17 protein-coding genes are annotated in these 18,879 nt (G+C 69.5%); 4 read left to right on the top strand and 13 right to left on the bottom strand.

Translation table 11 applies throughout. The annotated features are described in order from the left end of the window. Positions 1-49 precede the first annotated feature (49 nt). The 13 genes from JN22_RS11880 to JN22_RS11820 all read right to left on the bottom strand — a co-directional run bounded on the left by JN22_RS11880 (position 50) and on the right by JN22_RS11820 (position 11,576). A complete protein-coding gene (locus JN22_RS11880; protein ID WP_211099634.1) occupies positions 50-958 on the bottom strand; it encodes a LysR substrate-binding domain-containing protein in 909 nt (302 codons plus the stop codon). An 18-nt stretch (positions 959-976) separates the two neighbouring features. Then, a complete protein-coding gene (locus tag JN22_RS11875; RefSeq protein ID WP_085554116.1) occupies positions 977-1,960 on the bottom strand; it encodes an ABC transporter substrate-binding protein in 984 nt (327 codons plus the stop codon). Further along, entirely contained in the window at positions 1,957-2,799 is an 843-nt protein-coding gene (locus tag JN22_RS11870) for an HAD family hydrolase (protein WP_179166134.1), read from the bottom strand. The genes JN22_RS11875 and JN22_RS11870 overlap by 4 nt, the downstream gene beginning before the upstream one ends. Next, a complete protein-coding gene (locus JN22_RS11865) occupies positions 2,796-3,674 on the bottom strand; it encodes a TauD/TfdA dioxygenase family protein (RefSeq protein ID WP_085554115.1) in 879 nt (292 codons plus the stop codon). Before JN22_RS11865 ends, JN22_RS11870 begins: the two co-directional genes overlap by 4 nt. Positions 3,675-3,683: 9 nt before the next feature. Further along, positions 3,684-4,718 carry an ABC transporter substrate-binding protein gene (locus JN22_RS11860; RefSeq protein WP_223677687.1) on the bottom strand — a complete coding sequence of 345 codons (1,035 nt, stop codon included), beginning with the start codon at positions 4,716-4,718 and terminating at the stop codon, positions 3,684-3,686. Positions 4,719-4,739: 21 nt separating this feature from the next. Further along, a complete protein-coding gene (locus tag JN22_RS11855; protein WP_085554113.1) occupies positions 4,740-6,344 on the bottom strand; it encodes a rhodanese-like domain-containing protein in 1,605 nt (534 codons plus the stop codon). 14 nt (positions 6,345-6,358) lie between these two features. Further along, complete coding sequence (locus JN22_RS11850; RefSeq protein WP_085554112.1) at positions 6,359-6,988, bottom strand: cysteine dioxygenase family protein; 630 nt, start codon at positions 6,986-6,988, stop codon at positions 6,359-6,361. 12 nt (positions 6,989-7,000) lie between these two features. Then, complete coding sequence (locus JN22_RS11845) at positions 7,001-7,795, bottom strand: ABC transporter ATP-binding protein (RefSeq protein ID WP_085554111.1); 795 nt, start codon at positions 7,793-7,795, stop codon at positions 7,001-7,003. Then, positions 7,789-8,841 (bottom strand): ABC transporter permease, encoded by a 1,053-nt coding sequence (locus JN22_RS11840; RefSeq protein ID WP_085554110.1) that lies wholly within the window; start codon positions 8,839-8,841, stop codon positions 7,789-7,791. The genes JN22_RS11845 and JN22_RS11840 overlap by 7 nt, the downstream gene beginning before the upstream one ends. A gap of 39 nt (positions 8,842-8,880) precedes the next feature. Next, positions 8,881-9,507 carry a malonic semialdehyde reductase gene (locus tag JN22_RS11835; protein ID WP_223677686.1) on the bottom strand — a complete coding sequence of 209 codons (627 nt, stop codon included), beginning with the start codon at positions 9,505-9,507 and terminating at the stop codon, positions 8,881-8,883. A gap of 28 nt (positions 9,508-9,535) precedes the next feature. Continuing rightward, entirely contained in the window at positions 9,536-10,870 is a 1,335-nt protein-coding gene (locus tag JN22_RS11830; RefSeq protein ID WP_085554108.1) for a phenylacetate--CoA ligase family protein, read from the bottom strand. 38 nt (positions 10,871-10,908) lie between these two features. After that, on the bottom strand, positions 10,909-11,106 hold the full coding sequence (locus JN22_RS11825; RefSeq protein WP_085554107.1) for a hypothetical protein: 198 nt from the start codon (positions 11,104-11,106) through the stop codon (positions 10,909-10,911). Positions 11,107-11,396: 290 nt separating this feature from the next. Further along, positions 11,397-11,576, bottom strand: a complete 180-nt coding sequence (locus JN22_RS11820) for a hypothetical protein (protein WP_179166133.1) — start codon at positions 11,574-11,576, stop codon at positions 11,397-11,399. Between the two features lie 387 nt (positions 11,577-11,963). Between JN22_RS11820 and JN22_RS11815 the strand changes: the two genes are divergently transcribed. From JN22_RS11815 to rbbA, 4 genes are read left to right on the top strand one after another with little or no spacing between them, the layout of a single operon-like run. Continuing rightward, positions 11,964-13,454, top strand: a complete 1,491-nt coding sequence (locus tag JN22_RS11815; protein ID WP_085554106.1) for a thymidine phosphorylase family protein — start codon at positions 11,964-11,966, stop codon at positions 13,452-13,454. A gap of 45 nt (positions 13,455-13,499) precedes the next feature. Then, complete coding sequence (locus JN22_RS11810) at positions 13,500-15,113, top strand: MBL fold metallo-hydrolase RNA specificity domain-containing protein (protein ID WP_085554105.1); 1,614 nt, start codon at positions 13,500-13,502, stop codon at positions 15,111-15,113. Continuing rightward, positions 15,110-16,117, top strand: coding sequence for an HlyD family secretion protein (locus JN22_RS11805; RefSeq protein WP_085554104.1), 1,008 nt, complete (start codon positions 15,110-15,112; stop codon positions 16,115-16,117). The genes JN22_RS11810 and JN22_RS11805 overlap by 4 nt, the downstream gene beginning before the upstream one ends. After that, a complete protein-coding gene (gene rbbA / locus JN22_RS11800) occupies positions 16,114-18,876 on the top strand; it encodes a ribosome-associated ATPase/putative transporter RbbA (protein ID WP_085554103.1) in 2,763 nt (920 codons plus the stop codon). The genes JN22_RS11805 and rbbA overlap by 4 nt, the downstream gene beginning before the upstream one ends. The last annotated feature ends 3 nt before the right edge of the window (positions 18,877-18,879 follow it).

Below are 18,879 nucleotides of genomic sequence, written 5' to 3'. Positions count from 1 at the left end.
ACACAAAATGAATTGTTGAGAAAAATTTAAACAACAAGTAATTTGTGTATTATTTGATTCCAGCGTCGCGCAGGACCGCGGCCAGCGAATCCGCCAGAATGCCGTGCAGGCGGTCAACGGCTGGGTTTGCGGCCGACGGGGCGCGATGCAGTTCCAGGGGAACCGATCCCAGTTCCGGTAGGCCATAACGCGGCTCAAGGATTGCCAGCGAGTCCGGCAGGCCAAGAGGCGTGCGGACGGTCACGCCCAGCCCGGCCTCCACCGCCGCCCACAGGCCCGACAGGCTGGGGCTGGTGAAGGTGATGCGCCAGGGGCGCCTGTCGTCGTCCAGCCGCTCGATGCCATGCTGGCGGAACATGCAGGGCGCGTCGAGCAGGGCCAGCGGCACGGGCGTTTCCGGGTCGGCGCGGAAACCGCCAAGCGCTACCCAGGCCACCGGCAGATGGGCCAGCGTCGCGGCGGCGCCGGTCGCCGAGCCGCCTGGAGTGCCGCCGATCTCGCCGAAGGCCAGGGCGAGGTCAAGGGCACCCTGCGCCACCCGCTCGCGCAGTTCGCGTCCGCGGCCGACCTGTGCCTCGACATGGATGCGCGGATGGGCGCGGTGGAAGGAGCCGAGCACGGCGGGCAGCCAGCGCTCCGCCAGATCCTGGGGAAAGCCGACCCGCACCGTGCCGTCCATTGCCCGGCCACGGGCGGCGGACAGCGCCTCGTCATTCAGCGCGACGATGCGGCGGGCATAGCCCAGCAGCAGGTCGCCGGCATCGGTCAGCGCCACCGTGCGCCCGGCCTTGCGGAACAGCGGCTGGCCGACCTGCTCCTCCAGCTTCTTCATTTGCAGGCTGATCGCCGACTGGGTCCGGCCGAGCCGTTCGGCGGCGCGGGCGAAGCCGCCATGCTCCATGGCGATCACCAGCGCCCGCAGCACATCCATGTCGAGGTTGGTGGGAAGCAGCGCCACCGGATCGCTCCTTTGCCGTCAGGCCGGCAGTGCGCCGTTGAAGCTGGGATCGAAGATCGCCGCCGCATCCAGTCGCTTCGGGATGATGCCGAACTCCCGCCAGAGATCGGACGTGGCCTGCTGCTCGGCGATGACGGCGCCGTCGAGGGCGACCGGCCGCGCCCGTTCGACGCCGAAGGTGTGACGGGCGATGGCGGGATCGACACCGACCGTCTTGGCCCAAATGTCGGCATAGGCGTTGCTGTTCTCCAGCGCCCAAAGCCGGGCGGCGGCGAAGCGGCGGATCAGATCGACCAAAGCCTCGCGCTTGGTGGCGATGGCGTCCAGCGTGGCGGATTGGTAGGACAGGCCGCTCATCAGCCCGGTGCCGGTGACGACCGCGCGGGCGCCGTCCACCAGCAGCGCCTGCGATACATAGATGCCCCAGCTCGACCAGGCGTCGACGGAGCCGGCGGCCAGGGCCGACTTGGCGTCCGACGGCAACAAGAAGGCGATCTTCACGTCATCCGGCTTCAGCCCGTTCGCCTTCAGCGACGCCAGCACGAGGTAATGGCCGATGGAGCCGCGCCCGGTGCCGATGGTCTTGCCCTTCAGGTCGGCGACGCTGCGGATGGGCGAGGCGCCCGGCACCAGGATGGTCGTGCTCTGCGGGTTGGATCGTACGGCACCAATGATCTTGGCTGCGGTGCCGGCGGCCAGCGCGAAGGTGGTCGGTGCGTCACCGGCATAGCCAACCTCGATGGCTCCGGCGTTCAGCGCCTCCAGCAATGGGGCGGCGGACGGAAACTGGCTCCATTCGATGCGGTAGGGCAAATCGGAGAGAAGTCCGGCGGCCTCGATCACCGACTGCACGCCGCCCTTCTGGTCGCCGACCTTCAGCACGGTGCCGGCCGGAATCGCCGCCCGCGCCTGTTCCGGGGGCAGGAGGCTGGCGGCTGCCGCGCCGAGACCGAGGCCGAGGGCATGGCGGCGCGACAGGGCGATGTGGTTGCCAAGGCTCACGTATGGTCTCCTGCGGAGCGGGGCTCCGAAAAAGGGAAGGGCTTTGTCCGCGCGGCGAGCAGCGCGTCGGCGAGTTCGACGAAGCCGTCGCCGCCAGGACCGCGCGTGATCCAGGTTGGCGGTCTGGGAAGATCGGCCAGGAAGTCGGTCACCGTGCTGACGCCCACTGAGGTCGGGAAATGGGCGAACATCGGTGCGTCGTTGATCGAATCGCCAGCATAGGCGATGGCGTCCGCTTCCGCGTCGATGTCGAGGCGGTGGATTTCGCGCATCACCCGGCGTGCCATGCCCAGCTTGTCGTAACCGCCGAACCAGCCGAGGACCCACAGCGAATTCACGGTCACCTCCGCTCCTGCCGAGCGGTAATGCTGGACCAGCGCCGCCCGCAATCCCGAATCGGCCGGGACGCGGAAGGCGAGGCTGCACAGGCGGAAGGGCTGGTCGCTGGCCAGCTCCACCGCCGGCAACTCGCCGAGGATGGCCTGCCGTAACCGCTCCAGCCGTTCGGTCGCAATCGTCCGTTCCGCGTTCCCATGCCAGAACCGGCGCTCGACGTCGCCGTCGGCGGTGCGGCGGAGGAACAGGCCGCCGTTCTCCGCGATCACGCCGTCCACCGGCCACATGCGCGCCATCTGGTCGGCCCAGCCTGCCGGCGCGGCGGTGACAGGCAGCACCGGGATGCCGGCGTCCCGCAGCCGCTCGATGGCGTCATAGGTACGGGCCGACAGGCGGCCTTGGTGGGTCAGCGTGTCGTCCATGTCGGTCAGGACGAAGCGCACGCGGGCCAGCGCCGCTGTCGGTGCCCTTGCCAGCGGGCGCAAGGTGGCAATGACGCTCATGCCGCCCCCGTCCGCCGCTGGTCCACCGGCATGGCGATCTGGGTGCGGTGCATGAGGCGGCGTTGGCCGTCGGGGAAGGGATCCCGGCGGTGCACGGTCCAACGGTTGTCCCACATCACCAGATCGCCGACCCGCCAGCGATGATGCCAGGCAAGCTCCGGCCGTACCGCCGCTTCCCAGATCTCATCGAGCAGGGCTTCGCTCTCCGCCACGGACAGGCCGGGGATGTGGGCATGGGGACGGCGGCCCAGCAGCAGCGCCCTGGCCCCGGTCGTGGGGTGGGCGATGACCAGCGGATGCACCGTGCCGGGCGAGGTGGCGACATCGGTTGGCGGGGCGAAGCCCTGGCGCAGACAGCCGCCGCTGTTGGTGGTGCTGTCATGCTTGATCGACAACCATTCCACCCGCCGCTTCAGCGCATCGGGCAGGGTGTCGTAAGCGGCGAACATGCTGAGGAAGCCGGTGTCGCCACCCTCGGCCGGTATCTCCAGCGCATAGAGGCCGCTGGCGTAGGGCGGCGTCTCCAGATAGGTCATGTCGGCGTGCCACACCGACTCCCCCGCTCCCAGCGCGCCGATTGGCCGGCCATTCTCCGTGATGTTGGAGATGACGTAGACCTCCTCATAGCCCGGCGCGTGCAGGCGGCCATTCTCCGTGATCGGCGCCTTGTCGAGCGGGCCGAAATGGCGGGAGACGCGGACGAGGTCGGCATCCGACAGCGCCTGGTCGCGGAAGACCAGCACCAGATGGCGGTCCAGCGCCTGGGCCAGTGCCGACACGGTGGCAGGGCCGAGCGGCCGGGACAGGGCGAGGCCGCGGATTTCAGCGCCGAGCGTCGGCGAGACCGGGTGGATGGTGAAGTCTGCATCGGGCATGGCGGGACCTCAGCTTCCGGCTCGGTCGTGGATGTCGGCGAAGAACAGGTCGCGCCAGTCGGCTGGCCGGTTGCGGATGGAGCCGATGCGCGCCATGAAGTCGGTGAAGGTGCCGATGCCGCGCGGGGCGAGATCGTAGGAGCTCTCCGGATGGGCGATCATCGCCGCGACCTCCTCCACACCCAGCTTGGAACCCTCGATGCGGATGTAGGCACGGGCGGCCTCCTGCGGGTCGGCCTTGATCAGCGCAACCGCTTCCTCAAGCGCCGCCAGCACCGCCTTGACCAGCTTCGGGTTGGCGTCATGGAAGGCGGTGGAGGTCCACAGCGCGCTGAAGGAGGCCGGACCGCCCAGCACGTCGTAGCTGCTCAGCACCTTGTGGATCTTCGGATCGCGCAACTGCTGGTCCTGGAAGGGCGGGCTGGTGAAATGGGCGGTGATCTCGGTCTTGCCGGAGAGCAGGGCGGCGGTGCCGTCGGGATGGGCCAGCGAGACGGTCTGAGGGTCGAGCGTCGCGTGCTGGCCGGGGCCGAAGGTCTGCTCCGCCGCGATCTGCAGCACGATGGCCTGATAGGAGGCGCGGACGGACGGGACGACGATGCGGTCTTTGTCGGTGAAGTCCTTCAGGCTCCTCACCTCGGGCCGGTTGGTGTTGAGGTAGGCCGGCTGGGCGTTCAGCGCCGCCAATCCACGCAGGTTGGCGTTCCCCTTGGTCTTGTCCCAGGCGATGATGAAGGCGGGCACCCCGGCCGCACCGAAATCGGCGTTGCCGGACAGAGTGGCCTCGGTGATCGTCGTCGGGTTGCCGAGCGGGGTGTAGCTGGCTTTCACCTCCCCAAGACCGGCGGCGCGCGCCTGCGTCTCCACCAGCCCCTTGTCCTGCATGACATAGAGCGGCAGGTAGCCGAGGCCGAGATTGCGGGCGAAGCGGACCTCCGTCGCCTCCGCCCGCACCGGTGCCGGCATCAGGCCGGCGGTTCCGGTGGCGAGAAGCAGCGCGCCGCCCAGGAGGATCCGGCGCGGGATGGGAAGAGGCTTGGTCATGACGGGTCTCACCGGGCGCATTCAGATGAGGCGGAAGTTGTGGGCACCGTCGCGCTTCAGCTGGTCGACCAGTTCAAGCTCCCAGTCGATGTAGCCCTGCATGGCGGCGGCGCTGTTGTCGGTGCCTTCGTAGGGACGCTTGTAGATGTCGTCGGGTTCCCCTCCCAGCCGGTCGAGGTCGGTGCTGAGCGGCAACCCTGCGGTGACCCAGCCCTTGGTGCCGCCCTCCAGCAGCAGCGGTCGTTGGCCGGCGGGAAAGTCGGCGACCGCATAGCGGGTCAGCGTGCCGTCGCCGCAGGTCAGCACCGGCTGGACCCCTTTGGGCAGACGGGCAGTGATCCCGGCCAGCCGGGCGCGGGTGGAGAAATACGCGCCTGGAACGTGGCCGGCGCGGTAGCGCGGGCTGCGGGTGATGTCGATGACCGACGCCTCGCCATTCTCAAGCAGGGACAGAAGGTCGCGCGGCGCGATGGTTTCGGCACCCACCTCCGGTTCCGGCGGCAGGCGGCGGCTGTCGGGGCCGCTTTCGCTGCCCAGCGCGGACACGTCGCCTTCCAGCACATGCACCTCCCAGCCGAGCTGCGACAGCCAGGACGCGGTCATGTCGGCACGCGGACCGCCGCCGCCCGCCGGATCGTCGGCCAGGACGATGCGGGCGCCGCGCACGGCCACATGCTCGTCGGTCGCCTGCACCAGCTGGCCGCCGGCCGCATGGCGAAAGCCCGGCAGATGGCCGGCCTCGAACTCCTCGGGCGTGCGCACGTCGAAGAGATGGAGCGTGCGGCGTTCCTCGCCGCGGAAGCGGTCGAGCGTCTTCGCATCGATCCTGCCGACACCGGCCCGGTCGGCCACCGCGCGCGCCGCCCGGCGGCCCTTGGCGTCACCCTCGGCCGAGGTTTCGGGAAAACGCCCCTCGCGCCCGTTGTCGAGAGCCAGCCCGGCCAGCGTCCAGCCGATGGTGCCGTTGCGCAGGGCGGCGACCCGGTTGGGGATGCCGGCATTCACCAGCGACTGCGTGCCGATGATCGACCGCGTGCGGCCGGCGCAGTTGACGACCACCAGGGTCTCGGGATTTGGAGCGATGTCATGGATGCGCTTGACCAGTTCCGCCCCCGGCACGCTGATGCCGCCGGGAATCGACATGGTGCGGTATTCTTCAAAGCGGCGGGCGTCGAGGATGACCAGATCGGCCTTGGCGTCGATCAGCGCCTTGACCTCCGTCGCCGGCAGCGACGGGGTGTGGCGGTGATGCTCCACCCATTCGCCGAAGGCCTTGCTGGGGACATTCACGTCCCGGTAGATCTCGAATCCGGCGGCGATCCAGCCGGCCAGCCCCCCCTCCAGCAAGGTCACGTCGCCATAGCCCAGCGCCAGGAGACGGCGGGCGGCGGGTTCGGCGTAACCTTCCCCGTCGTCATAGACGGTGATCGGCACATCGCGGCGCGGCAACAGGTCGTAGGCCAGCAGCTCCACCCGGCTGAGTGGGACGGAGACCGCGAACAGCGGGTGGGCCAGCGAATAGGGGCCTTCCTCCCGCGCGTCGAGCAGGGCAACCTCGTCGCGCTCGATCCAGGCGCGGCGGATGTCGGCGGGGCGGCGGGTGGCGAGCGGTGCTGCTGCGGTCATGGTGCGTGGAATCCTCAGGCGGCGTGGGGGACGGGCTGCGAGCGGTCCCACAGGTTGGGCAGGGCGCTGTTGGCGTAGCCGGAGATGAAGAGCTTGCGCTGGCCGGTCAACGGATCGAACACCGAACGGCGGACGGCGCCGATGTTGCCGCCATAGACATGGATGCTGATTGAAGGCCGGTCGGGCAGCGCGTTGGAAATGGCATGGACGTCGCCGATGCGGGGCGATACCGCCTCCACCGCCCCGGCCTCCAGGATCTCGGGCGGATGGGCGATGGGCGTGCCGCCGCCCGCTTGCAGGTGGTAGCGTTGCGAGCGTTCCGCCCCGCGCAGGATGCCGACGAGGCCCCAGACCGTATGGTCGTGGATCGGCGTCCGCTGCCCCGGCCCCCAGACGAAGCTGACGATGGAAAAGCGCTCATATGGATCGCAATGCAGCAGATACTGCCGGTAATGCACCGGATCAGGCTTGGCATAGGCGTCAGGCAGCCAGTCGTCGGTGGCGATCAGCCCGGCCAGCAGGGTGCGGCCGGCGTCCAGCACGGCGGCCTCGTCGTCGCCGTACCGCTCCACCAGCCGCGTGAAATCAGCGATGAAACCGCGCAGGCGGGGCAGGTTGGGGGTGGTTGTCTTGTCGTCGGGCATGGTCGCAGGGCCTCACCAGGTCTCGGCAAGGCCGAGCAGTTCGAGAATGCGGTGGCGCAGTTCGGTCAGAACCGGGTCGCCGCGGTGGCGGGGATAGGGGCGGTCGATGGGCAGGTCGGCCTTGATGCGGGCCGGTCGCTCGCTGAACACGATCACGCGGGTCGCCATGAACAAGGCCTCCTCGATGTCGTGCGTCACCAGGAGGCCGGTGAAGCCGGCGCGGCGCCACAGTTCGACCAGTTCGCTCTGCATCGCCAGCCGGGTCAGGCTGTCGAGCTTGCCCAGCGGTTCGTCCAGCACCAGCAGGCGCGGATCGTTGACCAGCGCACGGGCCAGGGCGGCGCGCTGGGCCATGCCGCCCGACAGCTGGTGCGGATAGGCCTTCTCGAAGCCGGTCAGCCCGACCAGCGCCAGTGCCTCGTCCACACGATGGCCTTGGCTGCGCAGCAGTCCGCGCGCCTCCAGCCCGAGGGCGACATTGTCGCGCACGGTGCGCCAGGGATAGAGCGTCGGGTCCTGGAACACCACGACGCGCGACGGGTCGGGACCGGCGATCGAGCGGCCGTCGGCCAGGAGGCGGCCATGGCTGGGCGGCTCCAGCCCGGCGATCAGGCGCAGCAAGGTGGATTTGCCGCAGCCGCTCGGCCCCAGCAGGGCGACCAGCTCGCCCGGCTCCACCCGCAGCTCGACCCCGTCCAGCACCGGCAGCGGCGCGCCATGCAGCTCGAAACTGTGGCTGACCGCCTGCACGTCGATGGTCATTCCGGCGGTCATTCCGGCGGTGTCGGTGTTCTCCAGCGCTACCATTTCAGCATTCCCTTCTGCCAGGCGAGCAGATGGTCGCGGACGCGGAACAGCAGCGTCACCAGACCGGAGCAGACCAGTGCCATCACCAGCAGGGCCGCATACATGTTGCCGTAGGCGGCCCAGCCCTGGGCCCATTGCAGGTACCAGCCGACTCCCGACTTCACGCCCAGCATCTCCGCCACCACCAGAACGGCGAAGGAGGCGCCCAGTCCCATGAACAGTCCGACGAAGACATGCGGCATCGCCGCCGGAACGGCGACCTTCAGCACCAGGAAACGCTGCGAGGCGCCCAGCGTGCGGGCGATGTCGTAATAGGCGCTGTTGACGCCGGCCACGCCGGACCAGGTGAGAATGGTCACCGGCACGCCGCTGGCCAGCGCGATCAGGAAGACGCTGGCGCTCCAGCTGGTGGGGAAGGCGAAGAAGGCGATGGGCAACCAGGCGGTGGCCGGCAGCGGGCCGATCAGCCGCAGCACCGGATGGACCCAATAGCCGACCGCGCGCGACCAGCCGATGGCGACCCCCGCCACCACCCCCAGAGCCGATCCGACGGCATAGCCGGTGACCAGCAGCCGCAACGATGCGGCGAAGCAGTCGAGCAGCCGTGGCCAATCGTCGAGATAGACCTCCAGCAGCGCCTGCGGCGGGACGAAGAAGGGGCGCGGGAGAAGGTTGAGCTTGGCGGTCAGGATCTCCCAGCCGATCACCCCCAGCGCCAGCGCGATCAGCCAGGGCACGGATGCCGACAGCCCGGCGGCGGTGGCGGCCAGCCAGCCACGCGGCGCGGGGCGGAGGATCGCGCTCAACGGCGCTGCCAGCGCCAGCAGCCCGGCGGCCACCAGCAGCAGGCTGGCAAACTCCCCCGTCCGTTCCCACTCCTGGGCGTCGGGCGCATCCGGCCACAGCGCGGTCATGCCCGATGCAGCGAACCACAGCAGGGCGGCGGCGGAAAAACGCAGCGGAAGGGCGGAGGGAAAGGAGGCGCCATTCGGCAAGGCTCCGCCGGTGGCCGCCGGCAGGGCGGCGGCCGTGTCGTTCACGCTCATGATGAGTCTCCGGTTCGGCCGGTGGTTACGGCGTTTGGATCAAAGGATCACCATTGTTGCCAACGCGTCCAGCCGCGGGGCGCGCGGGCGTGGGGGCGGACTGTCGGCATGGCCCAACGCCACCAGGATGTTGGAGCGCAGGCGGCCGTCGGGAAAGAATTCCGCATCCACCGCGGCGGCGTCGAAGCCGGACATCGGGCCGACATCCAGCCCCAGCAGGCGGGCGGCCAGGATCAGGTAGCCGGCCTGTAGGGTGCCGTTGCGCAATGCCGTGGATTCGGCCAGCGCCGGGTTGTTGACGAACAGCGGCGACGGGTCGTAATGCGGGCTCAGCAGCGGCAGATGGTCGAAGAAGCGGGTGTCGTAGGCGACGATGGCGATGGCGCCGGCCGTCAGCTTGGGCTGGTTGCCGCGGCTCAGCGCCGGACGCAGCCGCTCCTTGGCCCCCGGCGTGGTCAGAAAGACGAAGCGCGCCGGGCTGCCGTTGAAGGCGGTGGGTGCCAGACGGAGCAGATCGTGGAGCCGATGCAGCGTTTCCGCCGGGACCGGCCGGTCGGACCAGGCTTGAGGGGTTCGGGCGCTGAGGAACAGGCGGTCGGCTGCCAGGGTCAGATCGTCCGGCGACCGCTCTGTGGTGTCGGGGGTGGGAAGGGGTGTGTCCGGCATTGAAGCAGGCTCCTTCAGGGAAAAGAGATCAGGACCAGACATGCTGGCGGCGGTCGTCGATTCGTTTGGCCTTGTGGACGGCGCGGGGCAGGGTGTCGGGGGCCAGAAGCGCGACCTCCGCCCCGACGCCGGTCGCGGCCTTCAACTGGCGGCGCAACCGGGCGCGAAGCTCCTCAAGGTTGCCGTTGAAGCCCTGGCGGTGCTCGGCCTCGACCGTCAGGCGGTCCAACCGATCGACCCGCTCCAGCACCAGCCGGTATTCGCCGGTCAGGGCGGGATCCTGGCGCACCATCGCCTCCACGTCGCCGGGGAACAGGTTGACGCCCTTGATGATCAGCATGTCGTCGAGGCGGCCATGCACCCCCTTCAGCCGCAGCGATGTGCGGCCGCAGCGGCAGGGCTCCGTCGTCACCGACACCACGTCTCCAGTGCGGAAGCGGATGATCGGACGGGCGCGCTTGCGCAGCGTGGTCAGCACCAGTTCGCCGCGTCCGCCTTCCGGAACCGGTTCCTGCGTCCCCGGGGCCAGCACCTCGACCAGGATATGGTCCTCGGCCCAGTGCAGCCCATCCTTCTCCACGCACATGCCGGCGCAGGAGCCGAAGATGTCGGATAGGCCGTAATAGTCATAGACCTCCGCGCCCCACAGGGCCTCGATCCGCTCGCGTGTCTCGGGGATGGAACCGCCGGGCTCCCCGGCCACGAACAGGCGGCGGACGGCAAGATCGCGGGCAGGGGCGATGCCCTCGCGCTGGGCGGTTTCACCCAGATGCCAGGCATAGGACGGCGTGGTCCATAGGGCCGTCGCCCGGAACTGGCCCAGCACCGCCAGCAGTCGTTCCGACGGCAGCGTCCCCGCATGGATGCTGAGCGCGCCCAGCTTCTGCGCACCCAGAACGCAGGGACCACCGACGAACAGAGAGAAGTTCAGGGCATGGGCGTAGCGATCGGTCGGGCGCAGGCCGCTCGACCAGAACTGCCGCGCCTCATAGTCGATCCACTCCTCGAAATCCTTGGCGGTGAAGGGTGAGGCGGTCGGCACCCCGGTTGACCCGCTGGAGGCGGAGATATAGACGATCTCCCGTTCCGGCACGGCCACCAGATCGCCGAAGGGCGGCACCGCGATCTGGCGGTCGCGGATGGTCGCCTTGTCCAGGAAGGGAAAGCGCCGCAGATCGTCGAGCGTGCGCAGGTCCGATGGGAGCACGCCGCGCGCATCGAAGGCCGCGTGGTAATAGGGCGAGCCGTCATAGGCGTGCCGCAGATGGTCTTTCAGCAGATCGAGCTGCAATTGCCGCCAGTCGGCCCGGCTTTGCGTTTCCAGTCCGGGGTGCCAATAGGCGTCGTCGTCCTGAACCGCCACTTTCGTCTGTTCCTTCAAGAATGGGAGCGCGCGATCGATCAGGCCAAGGCCACCAGCGACGCCAGGAGGATCACCGAAACGATGCCGAGGCCGAGAGGCAGCAGGCCGCCAGCCTCGGCGGTATCGATCGGCGATTCCGCCAAGCTGTCCGGAGGCGGCAACAGTGGCAGGACCAACGCACCCGATGGGCAGAGCGACGCCATCGCCATCCGCTCGAAATCATCCAAACCCTTCATGGCAAAGCTCCTGATCAGATGGTGGGAAGCAGGCGGCGGTCGCATCTTCCGGCTGTCGGCCGTTCGCCTTCCAACGGCTTGCGCATATTTCAACAGATAGGCATCGTTTAATTATATTAATGCCTATAGAAAAATAGGAAAATGACGCGAGGTCAAGAGCCGGCTTCGGGGTGGCCAATGTTTTTCATGGATGCCTCTGCTTTCCAGCCGGTGCATGCTCTTCAGCCCGGCCTTCCATTGCGGTCCGGTATCGCGGCTTCGGCTTCAATGGGCAATTAGTCACAGATAAATCAAAACATATCACCAAATAAAAACGTGCTTTCCGTGGCGGCGGCGTGCTTCTCCCAGATCATCGACTGGAACACCGCAACGGCCTCGCGTGCCTTGACCAGCCGCGGCACGGCACCCTCGACCGCCGCGACCATCGCCGTCTCCGTTTTGGTCAGAGCATTCCGGCCGATGGTGAGCAAGCGCGCGATCGCCCGCTCCGTCGGCGTGCGGCCGAGCGTTCCGGTCGGCGCCTAGTTGGAGAGCCATCGGCGGGTCGCCCATTCACCGACGGCACGCAGGTTGTTCCGACACCCATTCTCTTCTTCAAATGTTGCCGGAGGTCCGTTGCGTTGTGTTGTCCGGCGGCCCATTGTGCATCCAGCCAGGGGAGCAGCCGAGCCCCCACAGTTTCCATTCCCATATCTTGACCCAGGTCAATGCCGCCGCAGGGGAAGAGGCCCATGCTGGAAGGGTCGGTGCACAGGGACGACGGGAGGTCCCATGGGTGGCGAGACTGTCCTGGATCAGCCGGAGGGCCGGCCTTTGCTCCGGCCGGCCGTGCGGCGACGCCGGGGCGGAAGCCGGCCATGCTGACGCTCCGGCATCTGGCGATCGACACCGTGCGGGAGAACATCGCCTTCCTGAACCGCAACTGCACCCGTTACCACGCCGAGGAATTCCTCGGGCTCGGACGGGTGGAGGTGCGCGGAGAGACGCGGTCGCTGTTGGCCGTGCTCAACATCGTCGACGATCCGGCAATCCTCGGCCCCGACGAGATCGGCCTTTCGGGGCCGGCCTTCCGCCACCTTGGCTTGCCCGAGGGCACGGAGGTCCATCTCGTCCCGCCGACTCCGCCGGAGAGCTTCGAGTTCGTGCGCGCCAAGGTTGAGGGCCGGCCGCTCGGCGAGGCGGAGGTCGCGGCGGTGATCCGCGACATCGCCGGCCATCGCTACGCCAAGATCGAGATCGCCGCCTTCCTGATCGCCTGCGCCAGCTTCATGACTTCGGCGGAGGTGCTTGGCCTGACCCGCGCCATGATCGCGGTTGGGGCACGGTTGGACTGGAAGGGCGTAACCCCCATCGCCGACAAGCATTGCATCGGCGGGGTGCCCGGCAACCGCACCTCGATGATCGTGGTGCCGATCGTCGCCGCGCATGGGCTGCCGATCCCGAAAACCTCGTCGCGCGCCATCACCTCGCCCGCCGGCACCGCCGACACCATGGAGGTGCTGGCCAACGTCGACCTGCCGATGGAGCGCATGCAGGATCTGGTGCGCGAGGCGAAGGGCTGCCTGGTCTGGGGCGGCCATGTCCGGCTGTCGCCGGCCGACGACATCCTGATCTCGGTCGAACGGCCGCTGGCCATCGACACCCGCGAACAGCTGGTCGCCTCCATCCTATCGAAGAAGGTGGCGGCGGGGGCGAGCCATCTGCTGATCGACATTCCGGTCGGCCCCACCGCGAAGATCCGGTCGGCCGGGGAGGCGGTGCGGCTGCGCAAGCTGTTCGAGCATGTCGGCGACCAGCTCGGTCTCGTTCTGGAGGTGGCGATCACCGACGGCTCCCAGCCGGTCGGCCGTGGCATCGGCCCGGTGCTGGAGGCGCGCGACGTGATGGCGGTGCTGCGCGGCGCTCCCGAAGCCCCGCCGGATCTGAGGGCGCGGGCGCTGCATCTCGCCGGCCGCATCCTCGAATTCGATCCGGCGGTGCGGGGTGGTGCGGGGGAGGGGCTGGCGCGCCGGCTGCTCGATTCCGGTGCGGCACTGGCGGCAATGGAGCGCATCATGGCGATGCAGGGCCCACCGCCCGCCGTGGCCCGCCTCGGATCGCTGGTGGCCGAAGTGCCGGCCGCCGCAGACGGAGTCGTCGGGGCCTTCGACTGCTACCGGATCGCCCGCATCGCCCGGCTGGCCGGCGCGCCGAACGACAAGGGGGCCGGTATCGACCTGCTGCGCAAGGTCGGCGACCCGGTGCGCAAGGGGGAGCCGCTGTACCGCATCCACGCCGGTACCAACGCCGATTTCACCTTCGCCCAGGCCCAGGCCGCCGAGGGGTGTGGGGTCGTCCTTGTGACCTGACGCGCCGGGCATTGGACGCCGGGCATTGGAGGAGGGAGAGGACGCATGCCGTTTGCTCTGACTTTTCACGGCGCGGCAGGAACCGTGACCGGCTCCTGCTTCCGTCTCGACACCCCCGGAGGCGCCATCCTGGTCGATTGCGGGATGTTCCAGGGAACCAAGACGATCAAGGAGCTGAACTACCGCCCCTTTCCCTTCGATCCCACGGCGATGCAGGCGGTCCTGCTGACACACGCCCACATCGACCATTCCGGGCTGCTGCCGAAGCTGACGCGTTCGGGATTCCGCGGACGGATCCACGCCACCGCCGGAACGGCGGACCTCCTGGAGTTCATGCTGCCCGACAGCGGCTACATCCAGGAGACCGAGGTCGAACGGCTGAACCACCGCAACCGCCAGCGCGGCCGCGCCGCCGTCCAGCCGATCTACACGCAGGACGACGCCATCCGGTCGCTGCGCCGGCTGCGGCGGGTCGATTACGACCATTGGGTCGCAATCCTGCCCGGCCTGCGCGCCCGCTTCTGGCGCGCCGGTCACATCCTGGGCTCCGCCTCGATCGAGGTCGAGGTGGCTGGGGAATCGGGGGAAAAGCCGGCCACCATCCTGTTCTCCGGCGATCTCGGCCCCGGCGGCAAGAGCTTCCACGCCGACGCCGAGGGGCCGGAGCGGCCCGACTGGCTGGTGCTGGAGACGACCTACGGCGACCGCGACCGCGCCGATCTGGACGAGACGGCCCGCCAGTCCCTGCTGCGCGACGAGGTGAAGGCCGCGCTGGCCGCCGGTGGGACGCTGGTCATCCCGGTCTTCGCCGTGGAGCGCACGCAGGAACTGCTCTACGACCTCGACCGGCTGTTCGACACTGGGCAATTGCCGCTGGTGGACGTGTTCCTCGATTCCCCGCTCGCCGATGCGGTGACGGGGGTGTTCCGCCGCCATCTGGGTGATCTGGAGACCGAAGGCGACCCCTTCGCCCGTACCAACTTCCACCATGCGCGCAGCGTCTCTGAGAGCCAGCGGCTGAACACCATCAATGGCGGCGCCATCATCATGGCGGCGAGCGGCATGTGCGACGCCGGCCGTGTCCGCCACCATCTGAAGAACCGGCTGTGGCGGCCGCAGGACAGCGTGCTGCTGGTCGGCTATCAGGCGCCCGGCACCCTGGGCTCCCTTCTTCAGCAGGGTGCGCCGCGTGTCCGCATCCATGGCGAGGAAATCCAGGTCCGCGCCCGCATCCGCTCGATCGATGTCTATTCCGGTCACGCCGACCGCTCGGCCCTGCTGGCCTGGGTCGCGGCGCGCCAGGGCGTCGGGCGCGGGCTCTTCCTGGTGCATGGCGAGGAGGAGGCGCGCGCCTCCATCCGGCAGGCTCTCCGGGAACGTGGCTGGGCGGATGACGCGGTCGTCCTGCCCGCCCTGGACGACACCGCCGACCTGACGGCGGCGCGGCCGCGGATCCGGAGCGCGGCGCCGGCCCGGCTCGCGCCCCCGGCCCTGGCCGGCAGCGACTGGCACAATCGCTACGCCCAGGCGTTGCTGTCGCTGAGGCGGGCACTCGACACGGCCCCCGACGACGTGGCGCGCGAGCGCATCCTCGCCAACGTCCAGGCGGCGCTTGGCGCCGGCCCGTCCAGAGGAACGCCAGGAGGGACACGGCCATGATCCTGAAACGCGCTGTCGTCGCTGCCGTGCTGCTGGTGCTGCTCGGCGTGGCGGGGCTCTACGGCTATCGGGCGACGCAGGGCAACCGGCTGCCAAGCGGCTTCGCCTCCGGAAACGGGCGGATCGAGGCGAACGAGATCGATGTCGCCACCAAATTCGCCGCCCGCGTCCTGACCATACCCGTCGAGGAGGGCGATCTGGTGGAGGCCGGGGCTGTCGTGGCCACCCTGGACACCCGCGATCTCGAAGCCCAGCTCCGCTCGGCCGAGGCGCTGCTGCGCCAGTCCCGGCAGGCCTGCGACGAGGCCGATGCGCTGGTCGCCCAGCGGGCCAGCGAGGCTGCCTTCGCCGCCAAGGAGATGGAGCGGGTGCTGGTGCTGTTCGGCAAGGGCCATGTCGCGCAGCAACGGGTCGATCAGGCGCGCAACCAGGTCGGCACCGCCGACGCGGCGCTCGCCGCCGCCCGAAGCCACGCCGCCAGCGCCGTGGAGGCCATCGCCGCCGCTGCCGCCGAGGCCGACCGACTGCGCGACCTCGTCGGCGAAGGGGTGCTGAGGGCGCCGCGCAAGGCGCGCGTGCTTTACCGCCTCGCCGAACCGGGCGAGGTGCTGGCAGCCGGCGGCAAGGCGGCGACGCTGCTCGATCTCGGCAACGTCTACATGACCTTCTTCCTTCCCACCGACATGGCGGGCAATCTGGCGCTGGGGGCGGAAGCGCGCCTCCTGCTCGACGCCCGGCCCGATCTGGCGATCCCGGCCTCGGTCACCTTCGTCGCGCCGCGCGCCCAGTTCACCCCCAAGCAGGTCGAAACCCGGACCGAGCGCGACCGCATGATGTTCCGCGTCAAGGCCCGCGTGCCCGAGGCGCTGGTCGCCCGCTACATCGACCGGGTCAAGACCGGGGTCACCGGTGTTGCCTATGTGAAGCTCGACGCCGCCGCCGCGTGGCCGGACTGGCTGGAATCGCGCCTGACCCGGCCGGAGGCGGACAGGGCCGGATCATGAGCGCCGCGGTCGAGTTGCTGGCGGTGAGCCACCGCTACGGCGGCACCCTGGCGCTGGACGGCGTCGGGCTGGAGATTGCGGCAGGGGAGACCGTCGCGGTGATCGGTCCGGACGGCGTCGGCAAATCGACGCTGCTCGGGCTGATCGCGACAGCGAAGAAGCCGCAAGCCGGCGAAATTCGCGTTCTCGGCACCGATGCGCGCGACCGGCGCGGGCGGGGGGTGCTGCAACCGCGCATCGCCTATATGCCGCAGGGATTGGGACGCAACCTCTACGCCGACCTCAGTGTCGCGGAGAATTTGCAGTTCTTCGGCCGGCTGTTCGGGCTGGACGCCGGCCGCCGCCGCACCCGCATCCGCGCGCTGCTGGCGGCGACCGGCCTCGCCCCCTTTCCCGACCGACCGGCCGGCAAGCTGTCGGGCGGGATGAAGCAGAAGCTCGGCCTGTGCTGCGCCCTGCTGCACGACCCCGACCTGCTGATCCTCGACGAGCCGACCACCGGCGTCGATCCGTTGTCGCGCCGCCAGTTCTGGGAGCTGATCGACCGCATCCGCGCCGGCCGGCCGGGCATGACGGTGCTGGTCGCCACCTCCTACATGGACGAGGCGGAGCGCTTCGACCGCGTGATGATGATGAACGCCGGGCAGCTGCTCGCCGCCGACACGCCGGCCATGCTGAAGGCGCAGCATAGCGCCGAGACGCTGGAGGACGTCTTCGTCGCCCTGCTGCCCGAGGCCGCGCGGCGCGGCCATGCCAAGCTGGTTGTGCCGCCGCGCCCGCCCGAGGCCGACGGCACCGGGCCGGCCATCGAGGCGCGTGGCCTGACTCGCCGCTTCGGCGGTTTCACCGCGGTGGAGGATGTCAGCTTTCGGATCGGCCGGGGCGAGATTTTCGGCTTCCTCGGATCCAACGGCTGCGGCAAGACGACGACCATGAAGATGCTGACCGGCCTGCTGCCGGCCAGCGCCGGAGAAGCCCGCCTGTTCGGCGCCCCGGTCGATGCCGGAGACCGCGAGGCGCGGCGGCGGGTCGGCTATATGGCGCAATCCTTCTCGCTCTACGGCGAGCTGACGGTGAACCAGAATCTCGCCCTGCACGCCCGGCTGTTCGGGTTGGACGCCGACAAGGCCCGTCTCGATCGGTTGACGGAACGGTTCGGGCTGGCGGCCTATGGCGACGCCGTGGCCGACCGGCTGCCGCTTGGCGTGCGGCAGCGGCTGTCGCTGGCGGTTGCCGTTTTGCACGGGCCGGAGCTGCTGATCCTCGACGAACCGACCTCGGGGGTCGATCCGGTGGCGCGCGACCAGTTCTGGCGCGATCTGGTCGCCCTGTCGCGCGACCAGGGGGTGACGATCTTCGTCTCCACCCATTTCATGAACGAGGCGGCGCGCTGCGACCGCGTCGCCTTCATGAACGCCGGCCGGGTCATCGCGTCGGGGCCGCCCGACACGCTGCGCCGGCAGCAGCAGGCCCAGACGCTTGACGACGCCTTCATCGGCTTCATGCGGCAGGCGGAAAGGGGGGAGGGTGCCGTCGATGCGGAGCCGCCCGCCAGGCTGGCGGTGGAGGTCGCGCCGGCGGACGTCCTTCCTTCCGGCGGGCCGGGCCTCGGCGGCGTCTCGTTCCGCCGCCTGCTGGCCTACGCGTGGCGGGAGTCTCTGGAGTTGCGGCGCGACCCGGTGCGGCTGACGGTGGCGCTGCTCGGCACGGTGCTGCTGATGCTGGTCTTCGGCTTCGGCATCACCATGGACGTCGAGAATCTGCGCTTCGCCGTCCTCGATCACGACCGTTCGCCGGAAAGCCGCGCCTATGTCGAGCAGTTCGAGGGCTCGCGCAGCTTCGTCGCCACCCCGCCCGCCGCCGATCCCGCAGCACTGGCGGCGCGGCTGCAACGCGGCGAGGCGGCGCTGACCATCGAGATCCCTGACGGCTTCGGCCGGGACCTGCGGCGCGGCGGCCTCGGCGGCGGTGACGGGCGGGCGCCGGAGCTGTCGGTTCGCATCGACGGCGCCATGCCCTTCCGGGCCGAGACCGTCCAGGGCTACGTCGCCGGCCTGCACCAGCGCTTTATCGAGGACCGGGCGCGGGAGGCCGGGGTGACGCTCCCGCCGGGGGCGGCGGTGCTGGAGACACGCTACCGTTACAACCAGGCCTTCCGCAGCGCCGACGCGATGGTTCCGGCCAACATCGGGCTGCTGCTGGTCTTCATCCCGGCGATCCTGGCGGCGCTCGGCGTGGTGCGCGAGAAGGAGCTGGGATCGATCACCAACCTCTACGTCACTCCGGTGACGCGGCTGGAGTTCCTGCTCGGCAAGCAGCTCCCCTACATTGCGCTGGCCGGCTTCAACCTGCTGCTGATGATCGCGATGGCGGTGGCGCTGTTCGGCGTTCCGGTGAAGGGCAGTCTGGCCGGGCTGCTCCTGGGCGGGCTGGTGTATGTGTGCGCGACGACGGCGCTGGGGCTGCTGATCTCGGCCTTCACGACGACGCAGACCGCGGCGGTGTTCGGCACCGCCATCGCCACGATGATGCCGGCCACCCAGTTTTCCGGCCTGATGCAGCCGGTTTCGACGCTGGAGGGGCCGGCCCACGCCATCGGCACGCTGTTCCCCACCACCTATTTCCTCAAGCTGTCGGTCGGCGCCTTCACCAAGGGGCTGGGCTTCACGGAACTGCTGCCCTTCATCGCCGCGACCGCCGCCTTCATCCCGGCGCTGCTGGCGCTGGGCGTCCTGTTCCTTCCCAAGCAGGAGCGCTGAGCC

Source organism: Azospirillum agricola, from assembly GCF_020005195.1.
In the GTDB taxonomy this organism is placed as follows: domain Bacteria; phylum Pseudomonadota; class Alphaproteobacteria; order Azospirillales; family Azospirillaceae; genus Azospirillum; species Azospirillum agricola.
The sequence above is the reverse complement of the archived record's forward strand: the minus strand, read 5'-3'. Positions and strand labels throughout refer to the sequence as shown.